The 18,611-nt window shown below is 65.8% G+C and carries 17 protein-coding genes; 9 read left to right on the top strand and 8 right to left on the bottom strand.

Features of this window, described 5'->3' with window-relative positions; all coding sequences use genetic code 11:
• Positions 1–70: 70 nt before the first annotated feature.
• Positions 71–661 carry a hypothetical protein gene (locus ABV518_RS18610; RefSeq protein ID WP_367769941.1) on the bottom strand — a complete coding sequence of 197 codons (591 nt, stop codon included), beginning with the start codon at positions 659–661 and terminating at the stop codon, positions 71–73.
• A gap of 156 nt (positions 662–817) precedes the next feature.
• Between ABV518_RS18610 and ABV518_RS18605 the strand changes: the two genes are divergently transcribed.
• The 4 genes from ABV518_RS18605 (at position 818) to ABV518_RS18590 (ending at position 5,113) form a co-directional block, all read left to right on the top strand.
• Positions 818–1,720: an MSMEG_6728 family protein gene (locus tag ABV518_RS18605; RefSeq protein ID WP_367769938.1), complete on the top strand. Its 903-nt coding sequence runs from the start codon at positions 818–820 to the stop codon at positions 1,718–1,720.
• Between the two features lie 4 nt (positions 1,721–1,724).
• Positions 1,725–2,585, top strand: coding sequence for an NAD-dependent epimerase/dehydratase family protein (locus ABV518_RS18600; protein ID WP_367769935.1), 861 nt, complete (start codon positions 1,725–1,727; stop codon positions 2,583–2,585).
• Positions 2,586–2,722: 137 nt separating this feature from the next.
• Positions 2,723–3,115 (top strand): DUF1622 domain-containing protein, encoded by a 393-nt coding sequence (locus tag ABV518_RS18595; RefSeq protein ID WP_367769932.1) that lies wholly within the window; start codon positions 2,723–2,725, stop codon positions 3,113–3,115.
• A 108-nt stretch (positions 3,116–3,223) separates the two neighbouring features.
• Positions 3,224–5,113, top strand: a complete 1,890-nt coding sequence (locus ABV518_RS18590) for a DUF222 domain-containing protein (RefSeq protein ID WP_367769929.1) — start codon at positions 3,224–3,226, stop codon at positions 5,111–5,113.
• A gap of 50 nt (positions 5,114–5,163) precedes the next feature.
• Here the strand turns inward: ABV518_RS18590 and ABV518_RS18585 are convergent, their stop codons facing one another.
• Entirely contained in the window at positions 5,164–7,689 is a 2,526-nt protein-coding gene (locus ABV518_RS18585) for a Tex family protein (protein ID WP_367769926.1), read from the bottom strand.
• A gap of 119 nt (positions 7,690–7,808) precedes the next feature.
• Here ABV518_RS18585 and ABV518_RS18580 point away from each other — a divergent pair, with 119 nt between their 5' ends.
• Positions 7,809–8,126 carry a hypothetical protein gene (locus tag ABV518_RS18580; protein ID WP_367770149.1) on the top strand — a complete coding sequence of 106 codons (318 nt, stop codon included), beginning with the start codon at positions 7,809–7,811 and terminating at the stop codon, positions 8,124–8,126.
• Between the two features lie 3 nt (positions 8,127–8,129).
• Here ABV518_RS18580 and ABV518_RS18575 read toward each other — a convergent pair whose 3' ends face one another.
• From ABV518_RS18575 to ABV518_RS18565, 3 genes are all read right to left on the bottom strand, one after another.
• Complete coding sequence (locus tag ABV518_RS18575; RefSeq protein WP_367769923.1) at positions 8,130–8,564, bottom strand: nucleoside deaminase; 435 nt, start codon at positions 8,562–8,564, stop codon at positions 8,130–8,132.
• Positions 8,565–8,816: 252 nt separating this feature from the next.
• Positions 8,817–9,887, bottom strand: a complete 1,071-nt coding sequence (locus ABV518_RS18570) for an alkene reductase (RefSeq protein WP_367769920.1) — start codon at positions 9,885–9,887, stop codon at positions 8,817–8,819.
• A gap of 137 nt (positions 9,888–10,024) precedes the next feature.
• Complete coding sequence (locus ABV518_RS18565; RefSeq protein ID WP_367769917.1) at positions 10,025–11,752, bottom strand: cytosine permease; 1,728 nt, start codon at positions 11,750–11,752, stop codon at positions 10,025–10,027.
• Positions 11,753–11,935: 183 nt separating this feature from the next.
• Between ABV518_RS18565 and ABV518_RS18560 the strand changes: the two genes are divergently transcribed.
• Entirely contained in the window at positions 11,936–12,370 is a 435-nt protein-coding gene (locus ABV518_RS18560) for a pyridoxamine 5'-phosphate oxidase family protein (protein ID WP_367769914.1), read from the top strand.
• A 20-nt stretch (positions 12,371–12,390) separates the two neighbouring features.
• On the top strand, positions 12,391–12,870 hold the full coding sequence (locus tag ABV518_RS18555; RefSeq protein ID WP_367769911.1) for a very short patch repair endonuclease: 480 nt from the start codon (positions 12,391–12,393) through the stop codon (positions 12,868–12,870).
• A 160-nt stretch (positions 12,871–13,030) separates the two neighbouring features.
• Here the strand turns inward: ABV518_RS18555 and ABV518_RS18550 are convergent, their stop codons facing one another.
• Entirely contained in the window at positions 13,031–14,206 is a 1,176-nt protein-coding gene (locus ABV518_RS18550; protein WP_367770146.1) for a glycoside hydrolase family 26 protein, read from the bottom strand.
• 280 nt (positions 14,207–14,486) lie between these two features.
• Between ABV518_RS18550 and ABV518_RS18545 the strand changes: the two genes are divergently transcribed.
• The gene (locus ABV518_RS18545) at positions 14,487–14,897 is read left to right on the top strand and encodes an Hpt domain-containing protein (protein ID WP_131134083.1); all 411 of its coding nucleotides are present in this window, start codon (positions 14,487–14,489) and stop codon (positions 14,895–14,897) included.
• Here the strand turns inward: ABV518_RS18545 and ABV518_RS18540 are convergent.
• Positions 14,870–15,643, bottom strand: coding sequence for a response regulator transcription factor (locus ABV518_RS18540; protein ID WP_367769907.1), 774 nt, complete (start codon positions 15,641–15,643; stop codon positions 14,870–14,872). The two genes, ABV518_RS18545 and ABV518_RS18540, sit on opposite strands and share 28 nt — an antisense overlap.
• Before the next feature lie 102 nt (positions 15,644–15,745).
• Between ABV518_RS18540 and ABV518_RS18535 the strand changes: the two genes are divergently transcribed.
• A complete protein-coding gene (locus tag ABV518_RS18535) occupies positions 15,746–17,401 on the top strand; it encodes a sensor histidine kinase (RefSeq protein WP_367769904.1) in 1,656 nt (551 codons plus the stop codon).
• Here the strand turns inward: ABV518_RS18535 and ABV518_RS18530 are convergent.
• Positions 17,398–18,594, bottom strand: coding sequence for a restriction endonuclease (locus ABV518_RS18530; RefSeq protein WP_367770143.1), 1,197 nt, complete (start codon positions 18,592–18,594; stop codon positions 17,398–17,400). The genes ABV518_RS18535 and ABV518_RS18530 overlap by 4 nt on opposite strands.
• Positions 18,595–18,611: the final 17 nt, after the last annotated feature.

Below are 18,611 nucleotides of genomic sequence, written 5' to 3'. Positions count from 1 at the left end.
CCGGAGCGTCCCCCCAGCAGGGAGCTCCGGCGTCGTTGTTATGTCTTGAAGTTGTGGCTGGCTGCCGAGGTCAGGCGGCGGCCGGGATTTCGCGGACGATGCGCACCTTCCAGGCGGCGTCATCGCTGGTGTCCAGGAGGGCCACGGTGCCGTGGGCGACGTTCAGGGCCACGCGCTTGGCTGCCAGCAGCTCGAGGTAAAGGTGCTCGTTCATGCGGCTTGGTGTATCGATCATGTACTTCACGGCGTCGCGGACCTTGCGGTAGTTGGCGCTGCGTTCACGGTGCAGGTGCAGTTCGAGGGACTGGCGCTGGCGGACTTTTGGTTCGTGCTTGTTAAGCCACGACACGGCCGCGTGCACGCCGACAACGAGGGCGAGGGAGACCGCGTAGATCCACCAGCCGCTGGTCAGGAGGAAAAGTGGGAGGTTTGCAATGGCCACAATCGCAATGATGACGCGCAGGGCGGCGATCTTGCGCAGGGTCAGGGCCACGGAGGCCAGGGCGGCGCGGAAGCCGTGCTGGTCATGGCGGGCCGTGGCGGGGTCGATCGTAAATTCGTCAAGGACCAGGATGCCCTTGGCCTCCGGGCTCAGCATCTGCCCGAACTTGGGCGTGAAAGGCTGGGCAGTACCGGCGGTCATTTCAGGTGTAGTTGTCATGTAGGGGCTTCCGGGACGCTGGGGTGTTTCGGTGATCTTAGTGGTTGGGCCCATCCGCTGTATGCATCGGTCCACTATGTGAACATTCCCGGCGCCGCTCCTGTGGCGGCCGGCACTGCAATTGGCACTTGGGCCGCATGCCGTCAGACTGAAGGGATGCAAACCTTCCTCCCGTACCCCGATTTCCGGCAGAGCGCCGCCGCACTGGACACTGCCAGGCTTGGCAAGCAGCGCGTCGAGGCGCTGCAGACCCTTCGGGCGCTTGTCATTCCTGAGTACGGCTGGCAGAACCACCCCGCGGTCCGCATGTGGATGGGCTACGTTCCGGCCCTGACCATGTACGGACTGGCCATGGTGGACGAGTGGACCGAGCGCGGCCACCCGGACAACACCCGCGCAAACATCGCGGAGTTCGCACCCCAGGCAGCCCACCCGGACTACGCGGCCAAGATCCCCATGCCGCCGTGGCTGGGTAATGCGGATTTCCACCTAAGCCACCGTTCCAAGCTCCTGCGCAAGGAACCGAAGTTCTACAAAACGGTCTTCCCGGACGCCGTACCGGACATCGACTACATCTGGCCCGAGCCCAAGCATGAGTTCCTGCCCGCGGACCCCGAGGATGACATCCTGTGGATCCTGCGCACCCCGCACGAAGAATTCAGTCCGGAGACGCTGAACACCGTCGCCCTGCCGCCGGTCCGCCGCGCCCTCGCAGCCGACCAGGACGACTACTCCCCCGTTTACGCTGACGACGGATCCCGCCGCCCCTCCAAGCAGCCCCGCAAGCTGGCGCCCAAACCGAAAATCAAGAAGCCCACGCGGAAGCGCCAGGCCCAGGAGGAAGCTTTTGCCACCCTCCCGGGCAAGACCGCTGTGGCTGTGTCGTTCGAGGACGGCGCCAAATTCGCCGTAGGCCAGGTGCTGGGCCGGCCCATCACGCTCGAGGACGGCCGTTTCGGCCGCAACTTCAGCGTCACCGAGGTGATCGACCGGTCTGCGTTCGACTACCCGGCGCTCCTGCAGGACCCCCGCGTGTTTTTCCCGGTCCCTGCCCCCTAATCGGATGACCATTCTCCTTGCCGGCTGCGGCGACCTGGGCACGGAAGCGGGCCTGCGATTCGCCGCGGCCGGGGACAGAGTGGTGGGCTGGCGCCGCTCGCCGGAAAAGCTGCCTCCGGTGATCACGGGCATCGCGGCTGACCTGACCGCCGCCGACCTGCCGGCCATCCCGGCGGACACCACCGCCGTCGTCGTAGCCGTCGCGGCTGATTCGCCCACTGAGGCGGCCTACCGGGCCGCCTATGTGGACGGGCTGGCACACGTCCTGGACGCCTTGGAACGCGACGGCGTGACGCCTCGGCGGGTGCTCTTCGTTTCGTCCACAGCGGTATACGGGGACGCCGGCGGCGGCTGGGTGGATGAGAGTACGACGCCGGCGCCTGGCGGTTTCTCCGGCCGCATCATCCGCGAGGCGGAGGAGCTCCTGGTTTCGCGGCTGCGCGGCCCCGGTTCTTCGCCGGTTGTGCTGCGGCTGGGCGGGATCTACGGGCCCGGGCGAACCCGGCTCATGGACCAGGTTCGCAGCGGACAGGCGGTCATCCCTGACGAGCCGCGCTACACGAACCGGATTCACCGTGACGATGCTGCGGCGGCCATCGTCCGCCTCGTGTGCTCGCCTTCCATGCCCGCTCCGGTATATGTCGGTGTGGACAATTCTCCCGCCGAGCTTGGAGACGTCATGCGTTTCCTGGCCACCGAGATGGGGTTTCCGGAACCACCTGTTGGCCCGGCCGGAGAAGCCAGGGGCGGCAACAAACGCTGCAGCAACGCCCTGCTCAGGAGCACGGGATTCGAGTTCGCCTACCCGTCTTTCCGTGAGGGCTACCGCGACATCCTGGCCGGCACAGGCGTCCGCCACCCGTAAGCCACCCTCCCAGGCTTGGCGCGAACGTACACTTGATGCCCCGCCCACCCGCGCGAACGTACACTTGGGGCCGGACCGTCGACGCGGGCCTGACCGGCGTCGACGTGTAGTTGAACGCGTCGTCATCGAGGAGCATTGTGGACTTCCAGCACATCATTGAGGCCGTCGGCAGGTTCATGGACTTCGCCGGGGTGGCAGTGATGGTCATCGGCGCTGTGGTGTCGATTCCGATGGCCCTCCGCGGCTACCAGCCCCGGAAGCTCCCCGCAGGATCCGAAAAGCTGACCGTATACCGGTCATATCGGCAGCTGTTGGGGCGGTCCATCCTGCTGGGCCTTGAACTGCTGGTGGCTGCCGACATCATCCGCACGGTGGCCGTGACACCGACTTTCGAGAGCGTGGGTGTGCTGGCGATCATCGTGCTCATCAGGACCTTCCTGAGCTTCTCGCTGGAGCTGGAAATTACCGGACGCTGGCCGTGGCAGAAGGAACCGTCGAAGTCCGCCGAGCCGGCGCCAGCGGAGGCCTAAAGTCCCGATCCTCTATCCCCGCAGAACCAGGTCGGCCTCCCCGCGGAGTTATCCACATAGGTCTTCTGCTTCGCCGTTTTTGTCGGACCCTCGCGGGATGATTTGGGTATGGAAAGCAGGGCAGTTGAGGAGGCGGTGGAGGCCTTTTTGGCGTCGGCTGCGGAGTTGGCTGACTGTGTGCGCCGTGGGGTTGGCAGTCGGGGTTCGGGCGGTGCGGGTTACGGCGGTGCGGATCCTTTGCGGGAGCAGGCGGATGCGTGTCTGGACGGGCTGGCCGTTTCGGCGCGGGTTGATGCCATGGTGGCTGGCTTGAGGGTGCGTCTGGTTTCCGGGTTCGCCGGGACGTCCGAGGCCATGGCGGCACCGGCCAGGAGTCCGGGCCAGCACACAGCCCAGGAGATGGGCGTCGTCTCGGAGGTCGCGTGTGCCTTGACGGTCAGTGAACGCTCGGCCTCGGCCCTGCTGGCCCAGTCCCGTGAACTTACCACCACGCTGCCGCTGACGTTCGGCGCGTTGCAGGCCGGGGATCTGTCGTGGCAGCACGCCCGGGTCATGGTGGACGAGGCTGCAAGTCTGGATCCAGCCGGGGCGGCGGCGTTGGAGGCGCATTTCCTGGACCCGGACGCACCCAACCCCGCCACGTGCCCGGCCGGGGAGATGGTTCCGTCCCGGTTCCGGCACAAGGCGCGGACGTGGCGGGAACGGCACCACCCGGTCAGCATCGAAAAACGCCACGCCAGGAGTGTCCTGGACCGGCGGCTGGAGTACGCGCCGGACCGGGACGGGATGGCCTGGCTCTCCGCCTACCTGCCCGCCGATCAGGCGGCCGGGATCTGGAACGGCGTCACCGCCACAGCCCGCGGCCTGCAGGGTCCCGCCGAGGACCGGACACTGACCCAGCTCCGCGCCGACGTCACCGCCAAACTGCTCCTCAGCGCCGGCTTCACCACCAGCAACCCAACGGGCGGCAACACAGACACAGCCGCCGGCAGCAAGACAGATGTAGCGACCACCAGCACCAGCAATGATGGCGTGGCTGGCGGTGTTCCGGTCGCTGACGGGGTCGACGATGTCGTGGCTGGCCGCCTTCCGGTCACAGACGGCGTCGCTGCGGGCGTCGTTGCAGATGGGGCCGTGGCCGCTGCTGGCCGGGTGCCGTCCCCGGCGGCGCAGGTCCTGGTGACCGTGCCGGTCTTTGCCCTGATGGGCCTCACCGAGGAACCGGCCGACCTCGACGGCTACGGGCCCATCCCGGCCTCAATGGCCCGCGAACTCGTAGCCGACGGGGCATCGTCGTTCCGCCGGGTCCTCATTGATCCTCGGGATGGGGCACCCCTGGAAATCGGGAGGGAAAGCTACCGGATCCCACCGGCCATGCGGCGATGGCTCAGACTCCGGGACGGTAAATGTTCGTTCCCCGGCTGCAACAACCAGTCCTTGGACAACGAAGCCGACCACATCCTCGCCTGGGCCGACGGCGGCGGCACCGGCATCACCAATCTCGGGTCACTGTGCCGCAAACACCACCGGCTGAAACACACCACAGCCTGGACACCCACCGAAGCCACCAAAGACGAACCGCCCGGCTGGATTTCACCCACCGGCCGCCGGTACCAAAGCGAACACCAGGACTGGGAACCACCCCAGTGGCCACCCCAAGTTCTGGACCAGCTAAGAGACCGGGAACGTGGCCCAGTCGTGTCCGAAGACATCCAGTCCGATTATCTATTGCCTGCAGACCCGCCGTCCGAATATCGTTTAGCGGCAGACCCGCTGCCTGAAGAGACCGAACCCGAAGACACCCTGCCCGAAGATCCCCTGCCCGAGTGGGTCCGGCTGCAGCGGCCGTTCGACGAACCGGATCCCGATCCGGATGCTTACGAATGCCCGCCGCATGACCGGCCTCTGCAAGACCAACTAGCAGGCTGGCGCCTGCCCGAGGACTCTCTCCCTGACTGGGCCCTAGTGCTGAGCCACGCGGAACGCCTAGGCACCTAAACCGGGCTTATTAGTCCTGCCAGCCAGGCCTCAATGTGCCACGAAACCGGCTACTTACCGAGGCCTGCCTTGCGAAGCGCCTCCGCCATTGCCGTGTTCACCGGTGCAGGCTTCGGCGCGGACTTTGGCGTGGCAGGCCTGCCAGTGGCCGGCTGCTGGGTCTTCCCGCGATCCTGGCGGTTGACTTCCGGCCGACCGCCGGCGTTACGGCCACTTTCCTGCCGCCCACGATCCTGACGGCCAGCTTCCGGACGTCCACCTCCACCGCGGCCGCCCTCCGAACGAACCCCAGGACCGCCACCGCGACCACTTTCCTGCCGTCCACCGCCGCCACCGCCCCCAGACGGTGACGGCTCGTCGTCGAGCCTCAGGGTCAGGGAAATCCGTTTCCGCTCGGGATCAGCCTCGAGGACCTTCACCCGCACCACCTGGCCGGACTTGACCACCTCGCGAGGATCGGAGACAAAGTGGTTGGCCAGGGCCGACACGTGGACCAGCCCGTCCTGGTGCACACCGACGTCCACAAAAGCACCAAAAGCGGCGACGTTGGTGACCGTTCCTTCGAGCACCATGCCGGGCTTGAGGTCTGAGATCTTCTCGATGCCTTCCGCGAACGTCGCCGCGGCAAACGCGGGGCGGGGGTCCCGGCCGGGCTTGTCCAGTTCGGCCAGGATGTCCTGCACGGTGGGCAAACCGAAGGTCCCGTCCACGAACGTCCGGGGGTCCAGGGACGACGCCGGCGCCGAACCGGCTGCCACCAGGATCTTCCGCGCCACCGAGTAGGCCTCCGGGTGCACGCTGGACGCATCCAGGGGTTCCGCTCCCCCGGTGATCCGGAGGAAGCCAGCGCACTGCTCAAACGCCTTCGCGCCGAGCCGCGGGACCTTCTTCAGATCAGTGCGCTTGGCGAACGGGCCGTGTTCGTTCCGGTATGCCACGATGTTTTCGCTCAGCAACGGCCCCACGCCGGCTACGCGGCTCAGCAGCGCGGGCGACGCCGTGTTCACGTCCACACCCACCGCGTTTACGCAGTCCTCCACTACCGCGTCCAGGCTGCGGTCCAGCTTCGCTGCCGTGACATCGTGCTGGTACTGACCCACGCCGATGGACTTCGGATCGATCTTCACCAGTTCGGCCAGGGGATCCTGCAACCGGCGGGCGATGGAGACGGCCCCGCGCAGGGACACGTCCATGCCCGGCAACTCCGCGGCTGCCAGCGCGGACGCCGAATACACGGATGCCCCCGCTTCGGAGACCACCAGCTTCTGCGGCTTCTTTTCCGCGGCCGGCAGCAGCTTAATCAGTTCGGCGGCCAGCTTGTCAGTTTCGCGGGACGCCGTGCCGTTGCCGATGGCCACGAGCTCAACGTTGTGTTTCTGTGCCAGCCGGACCAGGGTGGCCAGGGCCTCGTCCCACTTCCGCGCAGGCGCGTGCGGGTACACGGTATCGGTGGCAACCACCTTGCCCGTACCGTCCACCACGGCAACTTTTACGCCGGTCCGCAGCCCCGGATCCAGGCCCAGGGTGGCGCGGTTGCCGGCGGGTGCGGCCAGCAGGACGTCGCGCAGGTTGGCTGCAAACACGCGGACGGCCTCGTCCTCGGCGGCGGTGAACATCCGGCCGCGAAGGTCGGCCGTCAGCCGGGCGAGCACCCGCGTGCGCCACGCCAGCTGGGCGGTCTGCATGAGCCATGCGTCGGCGGGACGGCCACGTTCGGCCACGCCGAGGCACCTGGCCACCGCACCCTCGTAGCGGGCACGGGCGGCGGCAAGGGCGTCGTCGTTAGTCGGATCCGCCTCGGCGAGATCCAGTTCCAGCACGCCGTCCTTCTCGCCACGCAGCAGGGCGAGCACGCGGTGCGAGGGCATCCCGGACGGAGCTTGGGCAAACTCGAAGTAGTCGGCGAACTTCTGCCCCTCGGTCTCCTTGCCCTTCTTCACGCGCGACACCATCCGGCCCTGCGTCCACAGCCTGTCCCGCAGGGTCAAGGCAAGGTCCGGGTCCTGGGCCACGCGCTCCACCAGGATGGAACGCGCGCCGGCGAGCGCCGCGGCCGGGTCATCAATGGAATGCTCAGCGTTCAAGTACTTGGCGGCCTCGCGCTCCGGATCCAGCTCCGGCCGCTTCAGCAGGGCGTCGGCGAGCGGCTCCAGCCCCGCTTCGCGGGCGATCTGGGCCTTGGTGCGGCGCTTGGACTTGAACGGAAGGTAGATGTCCTCCAGCCGGGACTTTGTGTCCGCGGCCAGGATCGCGGCCTGCAGGTCGGGCGTCAGCTGGCCCTGCGCGGCAATCGCCTCGAGGACAGTACGACGGCGGTCCTCCAGGTCGCGGAGGTAACGCAGCCGTTCGTCGAGGTCGCGGAGCTGTGTGTCATCCAGCGTCCCGGTGGCTTCCTTGCGGTACCGGGCGATGAACGGGACGGTGGCCCCGCCGTCGAGCAGTTCCACGGCGGCCTTGACCTGCCAGGTCTTCACACCGAGCTCGGCGGCGATCTGGGCGTGGATGGCGCTGTCCGGTGTCTGGGGGGATGCGGGGGCGGATGCGGGAGCGGACGGGGCGTGCGGGAGATGGGTCACCAGAACATTTTGCCCTACGGGTCTGACCGTCTCCAGCGAAAAGCCAGCGGATGCTGCCGGGTCGGGTATTCCGCTACGGGCCGCGAAGTGCTGTAGTGGAGGTGCCGTCACCGGTATTCATTCTCGAGGAAGAGGCCACCATGCGGGAACTGCTCATCGTCTTCCAGGAAGGATTCGACGAGGCCAACATCACCGTCATGGTCAACGGCAAGGAGGTACGCCGCGACGTCGGAGTTTCCACCAACCCCCTCCTGGGGGAAGCCTTCGAAGCATCCGTGGAGTTGCCCGCTAAGGGTGCGCAAGTAGGCGTCGAAGTCACCAACAGGGGCTTGAAAGCCATCCTCAAAGTCAGCGGAAGGCCCAAGAGCGTGCTGGTTTCGATCGAGGACGGCAAGCTGGTGATGCGCGAGGGAACGGGTCGCGAGGCCTTCCTCTAACGGCTATTCGGCGATGTCCTCGGCCCACAGTTCGGCGTTGTCGCGCTGGAAGGCCTGCATCATGTCAACGCAGCGCTGGTCATCCAGGACCACGACCTCTACGCCGCGGGACCTCAGAAGATCGAATTCGCCCGGGAAGGTCTGCGCCTCACCCACCACAACTTTGGGGATCTTGAACTGGATGATGGTCCCGGTGCACATGGCGCACGGCGCCAGCGTTGTGTAGAGGACCGTGTTCCGGTAGCTGCGCTGACGTCCGGCGGTCCTCAGGGCGGACATCTCGCCGTGGGCAATGGGATCGCCGTGCTGGACACGCTGGTTGTGGCCGGCGGCGATGACTTCCCCACCGCGCGCCAGCGCGGCCCCGATCGGGATGCCACCTTCGCCGAGACTCTTTTGTGCGGCCTGGAATGCTGCTTCGAAAGCGGGGTCGGTCATGCGGCCCAGCCTATCGTCCGCACCGCAGGCCGTCTGATGTTGTCGCGGAACAACAAATCCTAGCAATACTCCATTCGGTGGAGTATTCTGGTTTTACCGCCCGGCACCTCTAGGATCCAGGCGGACCACTCTTTACAAAATGAGCCAAAAAGGCCGTCGGATGGCTATTTGGCGCGCGCTGCCGGGACAGCACACCGAGCAGCCAGCGACGGCGGCACCCACGCGGGTGCCGCCGTCGTCGTTAAGCGCTGCTTAGCCCTGGTACGCGGGGTAGTCGGTGTACCCCTTGGCACCCTCACCGTAGAACGTGGACGCGTCCGGCTCATTGAGCGGCAGGCTTTCCTTCCAGCGGCGGGCCAGGTCAGGGTTGGCGATGGCCGGACGGCCAACCACCACTGCGTCGGCGTGGCCGTCGGCCACGAGTGCCACTGCCTCGTCGCGGGTGGTGACCACACCGAAGCCGGTGTTCACCAGGAACGTCCCGTCGAAGCGCGCGCGGAGATCCTGGACCAGCTCGCCGGTGGGCTCGTGGTGGAGGATGCTCAGGTAGGCGAGGTTCAGCGGTGCGATGCTGTCCACGAGCACTTCGTAGGTGGCGCGGACGTCGGCCAGGTCGGTTTCGGCGATGCCCTGGACATTGTGCTCGGGCGAGATGCGGATGCCCACCCGATTGGCACCCAGGGCTGCGACGACGGCGTTGACCGTCTCGATGACAAAGCGTGCCCGGTTTTCCGGGGCACCGCCGTAGCTGTCATCGCGGACGTTGGCGTTGGGCGCCAGGAATTCGTGCAGCAGGTAACCGTTGGCCGAGTGCAGCTCCACGCCGTCGAAGCCAGCCTCGACCGCGTTCCGTGAAGCGGTGACGATCTCGCCCAGGACGACGGGAAGCTCGTCTGAGGTGAGCGCGTGCGGCACGGGGTACGGCTTCTTGCCTGCGGGAGTCCGGACTTCGCCGTCAATGGCGACGGCGCTCGGGCCCACGATGCGGTGGCCGCCCGTAATGTCCTCGTGGGACACGCGTCCGCCGTGCATGATTTGCGCAAAAATGCGGCCGCCTTCAGCGTGAACGGCGTCGGTAACCTTTTTCCAGGCGGCGATCTGCTGCTCGGTGACCAGCCCGGGCTGTCCCGGATAGGAACGGCCGGCGGGGCTCGGGTACGTGCCCTCGCTGACGATGAGGCCCAAGGAGGCGCGCTGCCGATAGTGCTCGACGACGAGCGGGCCGGGAACACCCTCCTCGCCGGAGCGGAGGCGGGTGAGCGGCGCCATCACCAGGCGGTTGGGAAGCTCAAGCTCGCCGAGGGTCAACGGGGAAAACAGCATGCGCAGTTCCTTTCAGAAATGAAGTGGTACTGCCCTACCCAACTGACTGGCGTCTGCAACTATTCCGGATGTGAGGGGGAACACGCAGGCGGCCCGTGCGAAGGCACGGGCCGCCTGCGGCACAAAAGCGTCAAAGGCTACGTCTGCGCCGGCAGCACCAGTTGCCCCGTCTTGTCGGTGGAAAGGGCGAGGGACGACACATACTGCGGCTCGCCGTCGGGCCCGTCCTGGGCCGAGCGGATCATGTCCGGGCGTTCAAACTCCAACCCGGTGACATGGCAGAGCAGCTTGTGGTCGCTCGGGTTGCCGTCGGCGTCGAACATCGGCAGGTCAATGCCGTCGTCCGTCCGCCGCAGGTAGTACTTTCCGCCGGTCGCCAGCGCGAGGACCGGAGGCAGGATGAGTGCCAGCCCCACGGCGAAGATCGGCGAGAACGGCTGGATGGCGGCACCGAACGCACCGAAGAACACGGCGATGGAGATCCCGGCAGAGACCAGCATGGACACAAATCCCACGGGGTTCACCGCGTACAGCATGCCGCGGCGGAACTCCGCCGTCTTGGGTGAGATCTTGAGCAGGTACTTGTTGATGGCGATGTCAGACGCCACGGTCACCACCCAGGCCATGGCGCAGTTGGCGTAGAAGCCCAGGATGGTGTTGAGGAAGTCGAACATGTTGGCTTCCATCAGGATCAGCGCGATCACCAGGTTGACCACCACAAACACCATGCGGCCCGGGTAGGTCTTGGTGATGCGCGTGAAGCTGTTGGTCCACGCCAGCGACCCCGAGTAGGCATTGGTGACGTTGATCTTGATCTGCGAAATAACCACCAGCACCACGGCCAGGGTCATGGCCAACCAGGCCGGCATCATCTCCTGGTACACACCCAGAAACTGGTGGACCGGCTCATTGGCGTGTACCGACGCCGCGGGATCGAGGGTGGCAATCAGGTAGATCGCGATGAACATGCCCACAACCTGCTTGATCGCACCGAAGATCACCCAGCCCGGTCCGGCCAGGATCACGGCCCGCCACCACGCGCCCTTGTTGGCTTCGGTACGCGGCGGCATAAACCGCAGGTAGTCGATCTGTTCGGCGATTTGCGCCATCAGCGACAGGCAGACGCCCGCGGCCAGCATCACCGATGCCAGATTGGGTCCTTCCGCACCGGATTCGCCGGCGTAGGCGAAAAAGCTGTCGATACTCTCCGGGTGGGAGATCACCAGGTATCCCACCGGAACCACCATCAGCAGCAGCCAGAGCGGGGTGGTCCACACCTGCAGCTTGGCCAGCGTGTTCATGCCGTAGATGACCAACGGAATGATGATCACCGTGGACGCGGCGTATCCGAGCCACTGAGGGACCCCCAGACCCAGCTCCAGCCCCTGCGCCATGATGGAACCCTCCAGCGCAAAAAAGATGAACGTGAACGTGGCAAAGATGACGTTGGTGACCACGGATCCGTAGTAGCCAAAGCCGGATCCGCGGGTGATCAGGTCCAGGTCGATGTTGTACCGCGCCGCGTAGTAGGCAAGCGGAAAGCCGGTGGCAAAGATGATGACCGCAGCCACCAGGATGCCGAAGATCGCGTTGGTGGTGCCGTAGGCGATGCCGATGTTCGCACCGATCGAGAAGTCAGCCAGGTAGGCGATGCCGCCCAGTGCGCTGGTGGCCACCACGCCCGCGCTCCACTTCCGGTACGAACGCGGCGCGAACCGGAGGGTGTAATCCTCCAGGCTCTCCTTGGTGGCGCTGAGTGCGGCAGCGTTGCCCGCCGTCGTGGTTTGTCCTGTACCGCTGACGACGGCGGCACTGCCCGCCGCTGTCGGCTCCAGTACCCGGGTACTCTCCAGGTCGTTGCTCATGAGTGCGTCGCTTTCCGTGCGGGAACCATTTGTCTCCTGCGACCGTAGCCATCAGGAACGACGGATCGGTCACAGGTTTGTTTCCGGTGCGTTAAGCGTTGACAGGAGATGTCAATAGGCTCGTGGTGTATTCGGGTACAGAAAACTCTGGTCATTTTCTACAGAACGTAGAAGAATGGGTTCATGATGTTTAATCACGCCGACGGCAACCCCGTCCTGGAACTCGACGAAGAGCAGTCCTGGAAGCTCCTCGACGCCACAAAACACGGCCGGCTGGTGGTTTCGGTGGCAGGTGAGCCCGACATTTTCCCGGTCAATTACCTGACCTCGGACCGCAAGATCTACCTTCGGACGGCACCCGGAAACAAGCTTGCCCAGCTCACCATCAATTCCAGGGTCCTCTTCGAAACGGACGGCATCCTGTCCGACGAAGCGTGGTCCGTGGTGCTGAGGGGAACTGCCCGGGTCCTGACCAACTCGGCGGACCTCGCCGCTGTGGAGGGCCTGGGGCTCAAGACGTGGGTCCCCACGCTCAAGGATTTCTACGTGGAGATCGTTCCCACATCCGTCAGCGGCCGCCATTTCCAGCTAGGAGAGCAGCCGGAACGCGACATCTAGGACCTGCCTAGACTGGAATCATGGCGGACAGGCTGACTCCCGAGCAGCGTAGCTGGAACATGTCACGGATCAGGGGCAAGAACACCAAGCCCGAGCTCGTGGTCCGCCGCCTGCTCCATGCCAAAGGCTACCGATACCGCCTGCATGGCGGGGCGGGCAAGAGCCGCCTGCCGGGCAACCCGGACCTGGTCTTCGCGGGACGCCGGAAAGTCATCTTCGTCAACGGCTGCTTCTGGCATTTCCACGACTGCCGGGTGGGCCAGCACGCGCCAAAAGCCAACGCCACCTTCTGGGAAGCCAAGCGCACCCGCACCAGGAACCGCGACGCCGATCAGTGCAGGCAGCTTGAAGAGGCAGGCTGGGAAGTCCTGACCGTGTGGGAGTGCGAGCTGAAGGACGGCTCAGCCTTGGAGAACCAGCTGGTGCAGTTCCTCGGCGACGTGGCCACTCCCCGGCCGGGCAACAGCCTCCATCCCCAACACGGCTCCCACGGAACTTGAGCCGATCTTGATCCTTTGCCGCCGTCCTTATTGAGTAGCGGCGGCAAGGATGGAATCCGTAGGCCCCGATCTCGGGGCGTATGGATCAGCTACCGGGGAGGAACGCATGCCCCTCCCGCCCCGGCTAACTTCGAAGACCAGCCCGGCTGCGAAGACCCGGCTAACTTCGCCTGGCCAGCAATGCGGAGCTGAGGGCGGATGCGGAGGAAGCGCTGCTGTTGATGCGCCAGTCAGTTTCCTTCTGGAAGTGGAACCACACAAAGCCCATCACATCCGGCTGGGCTGCCAGGTAGGACACCAGGTCCGTGTTCCACCCCGCCTTCGAACCGCCGGCTTCGCTGGAGGCGGTTTCGGCGATAAGGATCGTCTTTCCCGGGGCGAGGGCGCGAAGCTGGGCGATGCCGGGAGCAAACAGGGCCTGCGGCGAGACCCAGCTGCTCCACGCGGCGGACGTTCCCCAGTTGTAGCCATCCAAGGCCACAATATCCACATAGCCGGCGCCGGGATACAGGCCGGCCAGGTCGGTGGAACCCCAGTAGGGGGCGTTGGGCGACCACACCCACTGGACGTTTCCGGCCCCCGTAGAGGCCACCACATCATGGACGTGGCGCCAGGCCTGCACGTAGTCGCCCGCCTGGTTTCCGTTGACCCCTTCGGCCCAGGGGTACCAGTTGCCGTTCATTTCGTGGGCGAAGCGCAGCATAACGGGCTGGCCCCAGGCGGTAAGGGCCTGCCCCCATTCGAGGATCCGCGCGTCGAAATCTCCGGCGGTGATGCGGTCCAGCGAGTAGGCGGGCTGTTCCAGCCCACCGCCGCCCCATGCCCATGGTTCCCAGGTGAGGAGCGGGACAGCGCCGCGGGCGCGGACTGCGTTCAGCTCTGCAATGGGCGGAGCCTGGAGGAAGTCCTCGTAGAAGAGCACCATCGAGGGGCTCTCACCGGCGAGCCGGGAAACGTCGTCCAGTTCTGCGGCGGCCAGCGGCCCGCCGGGGGTAGCCGCGCCGAAGCGGAACGGGTCCGTGCTGACTACTGGCGGTTGAGGCGCTGGGGTAGCCGCAACTGCGAACGTGGCCGAAGCCTTGACGGAAGAGGTTTTGGCCGTGATCGTCAGGTTTCCGGGGGCGACGGCAGGAATGGTGATGCCGGCGCTGAAGGCCCCGGACGCCGTCGTCTGGAAGGAAAAGGTGGTGGACCCTGCGATGACGGTGCCGGTGGTGGAGGCCTTAAGGCCGGTCCCGGAAACCGTCACCGCAGTGCCCGCAGGACCTTGTGCGGGACTCAGGGTGATCTGAGCTGCTGCAGCCGGGGCCGCGTGGGCCGGTTGGATCCCTGCCATGGCCAAAGCGGCGCCCACACCAAGCGCGAGGACCACGGTTTTTAACGTACGGAACAACGCGATCAATCCCCCAATCGGGACGTGGCCTGGGCCACCTTCAAGCAGTGCCGGCCGCACTGGCTCTGATCCTAGATGCAAAACCCGCAGTCTCATCAAGAAAGCCACAATTCTTTTCCAAAACCCTTACGGGGCAGGGGAACAGACCTAACCTGAAGGAAGAAAAATGCCTCGAGTCACCGCCGCATTTCCGGAGCGGGAGGCCCCAGCGGAAAGGACCGTCATGACGCAATCTGATGATGCCGGACGGCCGCTGGTGGACCAATCCGTCCTGGATAGGTTGCGTGAGGAACTGGACGAGGATGAGGGCTACTGCACGGTCTTTGTGGGGAACTTCATCGACTACCTTCCGCGCCGGATCGGCCGGCTCCGACTGGCCCTGACCACGGGCGACCTCGACGGCGCAGTGGACGCCATCCTCAGCCTCAAGACCTCCAGCCAGATGGTGGGGGCGGAACGGCTTGCCGGCCTGGCCCTCGACTTGGAGAGCGCGATTCGCAGCGATTCAGCCCACGGCGACGTGGCAGTGGAGCTGCCTCGGCTCGCGGCCGCGTACCTCAAACCGATAAACCAGTGCAGCCGGCAGACCCTGCACCGCCTCCAGGCTCAGCGCTCGACCGGTGCCAACCGGTAGCCAACGCCCCGCACCGTCTGGAGCCAGCGCGGCCGCTGCGGCGAATCGCCCAGCTTCTTCCGCAGGTTTCCCATGTGGACTTCCACGGAACGTTCGTCGGCCTCGCTGATGTAACCGCCGACGTCGTAATCCTCGTCGCGCAGCCGCCGCACCAGATCCGATTTGGTCCGGACAGTCCGGCCCGCCTCCAGGAGGGCGTACAGGAGCTCAAACTCGGTGCGCGTCAGGTTCAGTTCCGCACCATCCACGGTCACGGAACGGGACGCATAGCTCAGGTCCAGCCCGTTGTGGGTGTAGTTGCCGCGGCCATTTGCCGCCGGCTCGGCACCGTTCACCGCCTCCGTGGCGCCTGCCGCATCCGCAGGCTCCGCCGCGGCACGCGGTCGCCGCATCATCGCGGCCACACGGGCCCGCAGCTCGCGGGGACGGAACGGTTTGGTGAGGTAATCGTCGGCACCGGATTCCAGGCCGATCAGGGTGTCCAGCTCATCAGTCCGGGCCGTAAGCATCACAATGTACGCGTCGGAGAATTCGCGGATCTGCCGTGAGACTTCAAACCCGTCGATGTCCGGCAGCCCCAAGTCCAGCGTGATGACGTCAGGATTCAACGTCTTGGCCGCCAGAACACCTTCGGCTCCGCTGCCGGCCACAGTCACGTCAAAGCCTGCCTGCGTCAACACTGTGCGCACCAGTTCCCGGATATCCTGGTCGTCTTCAATAACCAGGCCCACACGTGGATCACTCATTACAGCCCCCTCAGCATGCTTGACACCGTCTGAAGTATATAGCTGGCTGCCGATATCCTGCTGTCATGCGTCTTGACTTAACAGAACTTTCGGCACCTGACCATGAGTGAGCCTGTTGCGTGGGCCAGTGGCCGGCTGAAATTCTTCCGCCGGCCCTTCCACGAGTACCGTCTGACGGACAGGGTTGCCCTGAGCCAGACGCCTCTGTTCATCACCACGCTGTTCACGGCGTTCCTGATGTGGGCGTTTTTCCCGGGAACCATGGACAATCCGCTCTTTGTGGCGTTCCTGGTCTCGCAGCTGGTCCTGATGGCCCTGTGCTACCTGGTGCCGTGGGACCGGCTTCCGTACACCAGCTTCCTGCTGATCCCCCTCCTGGATTTTGTCTCCATCGCCGTCGGCCGGGAGGGCGGGCAGGAAAGCCTCACCGGCATCAGCCTGTTGGCGGTCTTCCCGGTCATCTGGCTGTGCGCCTCAGGTTATTACCCGCGGGCAGCGCTGTGGTTGTCGTTCTTCGCTCCCCTGGCCATCATCTGGGTTCCGCTGCTCATCCGGGGCGATGTGTCCGGTCCCAACCTGGCACGGTCGCTGCTGCTGCCCATCATGATGCTGGGCATCGGCGTGTCTGTCAGTGTCCTGACCCTGAGCATGATGCGGCAGCAGCGCACCCTGGAAGAAAAGGACGAACAGCTCCAGGCCAACCTGAAAAGTACCAAACACCAGGAGGCGCTGCTCAACACCGTCCTCGAAACCGTGCACATGGGTGTCCTGGCCGTCGACGCCGGCGGCCACGACATCCTGATGAACCGCAAACAGCGGGGCAACCACGAACTGGCCCGGCCGAAAGACATCGACGATCCCAACGAGTCGCAGCTGCTGGTGTTCGCGGCGGACCGCACCACCCCCGTTCCCGTGGAGGACCGGCCCGTGCGCCGCGCAGTCCTCGGCGAGACGTTCACTGACTACATGGTCTGGCTGGGCTCCGGCAAGGAGCAGCGGGCCATCAGCACCAGCGCCCGGGCCATGAAGGATGCCGACGGAGCGTTCGCGGGTTCGGTGATCGTCTTCAGCGACGTGACCGACCTGGTGAATGCCCTGGCCGCCAAGGACGAATTCGTCTCCAGCGTGTCCCATGAATTCAGGACACCCCTGACCTCCATCCTGGGGTACGTGGAGATCCTGCTGGAGGATGACCCCGCGGATGACCAGCTGGAACCGCTGGAGATCATCAGGCGCAATTCTGAACGGCTGCTCACCCTGGTATCGGACCTCCTCGTCAGCAGGCACGGGCAGCTGATCGTGACGCCGCACACCATTGACGTCGCGGAACTGGTCCGCGCCAGCGTGTCTGCGGCCCAGCCCAGGGCAGCCGACTCACGGGTGGTGTTGAAAGCCGACACCCCTGCGCGGCTGGATGCCCATGTTGACGGTCCCCGGATCTCCCAGGTGCTGGACAACCTGGTGTCGAACGCCATCAAGTACTCGCCGGACGGCGGCAACGTGGTGGTGTCCCTGGAGCAGGAGGACGGCCAGCTCTCCTGCCGGGTCAGCGACACCGGGATGGGTATGAGCGCTGACGACCAGGCGGAGGTCTTCGCCAAGTTCTTCCGCACCAGCAACGTGCGCCGGACCGCCATCCCCGGCGTGGGCCTGGGGCTTCCCATCAGCAAGGCCATTGTGGAAGCCCACGGCGGAACCATTGACGTTGAATCCGTGCTGGGACGGGGCACAACCTTCACGGTCCGCCTGCCGGTCTAGCCTCCGGTGCGGGAAGTCCGGATAACTTCTCCCCAGGACTGCTGTGCCAGATCTGCCACCGCTGCCAGGATCTCCGACGGCGGCCGGGAAAGGTCCAGCGGGAACTCCACCACATCGATGTCCGTGTTGAGGATCCGCCGGAGTTTCACTTCGCCCGACCCGGCGTACACGAGCCAGGCAGTGGGCACCCTCAAGGCCGTGCAGTAGGCGAGCATCTGGTAATGGTCCGAGGACAGGGACGCACCCGCGTCCGTGGCAGCCTTGTACTTTGCGTCGTAGACCACCACCGGACGGCCGCCCAGCAGGTGCACCGCGTCCGGGCGCACGGAGAGCCGGTCGGCGTCGTCCACTGCCTCGCTGAGCAGCGCGTTGTACCGCAGCCGCAGCTCCCCCGGGTACGCCGCCATGGCCTGGCGGAGGGCTGCCCCCACGAAGTCCCCAAACACCTGCGCCATGTCCACCACAAAGGACGCCGTCTGCTGCTTTCCCTCCCCCGCCTCCGCGGACGCGTTCCGCAGGATCAGCTCAGCGAGCCTCAGCACCGCGTGGTAGCGGACGTTCATCCGGCTGGGCGACCACGGCGGCGGCGGCGCGCCGGACGGAAGGCGGGTAACGGCGTCGAGCTTTCCCTTGAGCTGCCGCAGCCGGCTCAGGACCTCGGGACGGACCCCGGGGACCTTGCCCATGCGGTCCAGCGCAGCCCGGAGGATACGGTTTTCGGCGATGTCCTCGGTGAACTCGTCGTACGAGACCTCAAGCGGAACCAGCATGCCGGGACGCCGGGAGATCTGGTCCGAAATCCGGATCCTGCCCTTCACCGTCCGGAGGGACTCGTCCACCGTGAGGTAGCCCTGCAGCACTCCGCGCCCCAGGGCCCGTTCGGTGAGCTGGGCCAGCGACTCGGCCAGCGCGCTCCACAGGTCCCGGTCCTCCGCGGCGGCGACGGAGTCGTTCCGGAAGCCCTGGTTGCCCGCGTAGCTGAGCAGGAACAGGAGCCGGCTCAGGCCCAGCCGGTCCTTGGGCCGGATGTCCAGCTGCACGGTGGAGGTCCGGACTGAACCCACCTTCCCCACGGGTTCGATCCGGTAGAGGCCCATGCCCATCGGCGAGGCCTTCGCCAGGCCGCTCGCGTTCAGGAACGCCGCGCTGGCAGCATCCAGCCGGTCAACGATGCCGCCGGAAAGTTCGTCCAGGACCAGGTGCCGGGGCG

The sequence above is a fragment of the Arthrobacter sp. HS15c genome (assembly GCF_040812005.1).
GTDB lineage: Bacteria > Actinomycetota > Actinomycetes > Actinomycetales > Micrococcaceae > Arthrobacter.
Note: the sequence above shows the minus strand (reverse complement) of the source record. Positions and strands in the feature narration are given on the sequence as shown.

Bases quoted from the DNA above. Each gene is read 5' to 3' on its own strand.
- ABV518_RS18610 (WP_367769941.1), bottom strand. From the start codon at position 661: ATGACAACTACACCTGAAATGACCGCCGGTACTGCCCAGCCTTTCACG.
- ABV518_RS18605 (WP_367769938.1), top strand. From the start codon at position 818: ATGCAAACCTTCCTCCCGTACCCCGATTTCCGGCAGAGCGCCGCCGCA.
- ABV518_RS18600 (WP_367769935.1), top strand. From the start codon at position 1,725: ATGACCATTCTCCTTGCCGGCTGCGGCGACCTGGGCACGGAAGCGGGC.
- ABV518_RS18590 (WP_367769929.1), top strand. From the start codon at position 3,224: ATGGAAAGCAGGGCAGTTGAGGAGGCGGTGGAGGCCTTTTTGGCGTCG.
- ABV518_RS18575 (WP_367769923.1), bottom strand. From the start codon at position 8,564: ATGACCGACCCCGCTTTCGAAGCAGCATTCCAGGCCGCACAAAAGAGT.
- ABV518_RS18570 (WP_367769920.1), bottom strand. From the start codon at position 9,887: ATGCTGTTTTCCCCGTTGACCCTCGGCGAGCTTGAGCTTCCCAACCGC.
- ABV518_RS18565 (WP_367769917.1), bottom strand. From the start codon at position 11,752: ATGAGCAACGACCTGGAGAGTACCCGGGTACTGGAGCCGACAGCGGCG.
- ABV518_RS18560 (WP_367769914.1), top strand. From the start codon at position 11,936: ATGATGTTTAATCACGCCGACGGCAACCCCGTCCTGGAACTCGACGAA.
- ABV518_RS18555 (WP_367769911.1), top strand. From the start codon at position 12,391: ATGGCGGACAGGCTGACTCCCGAGCAGCGTAGCTGGAACATGTCACGG.
- ABV518_RS18550 (WP_367770146.1), bottom strand. From the start codon at position 14,206: ATGGCAGGGATCCAACCGGCCCACGCGGCCCCGGCTGCAGCAGCTCAG.
- ABV518_RS18545 (WP_131134083.1), top strand. From the start codon at position 14,487: ATGACGCAATCTGATGATGCCGGACGGCCGCTGGTGGACCAATCCGTC.
- ABV518_RS18540 (WP_367769907.1), bottom strand. From the start codon at position 15,643: ATGAGTGATCCACGTGTGGGCCTGGTTATTGAAGACGACCAGGATATC.
- ABV518_RS18535 (WP_367769904.1), top strand. From the start codon at position 15,746: ATGAGTGAGCCTGTTGCGTGGGCCAGTGGCCGGCTGAAATTCTTCCGC.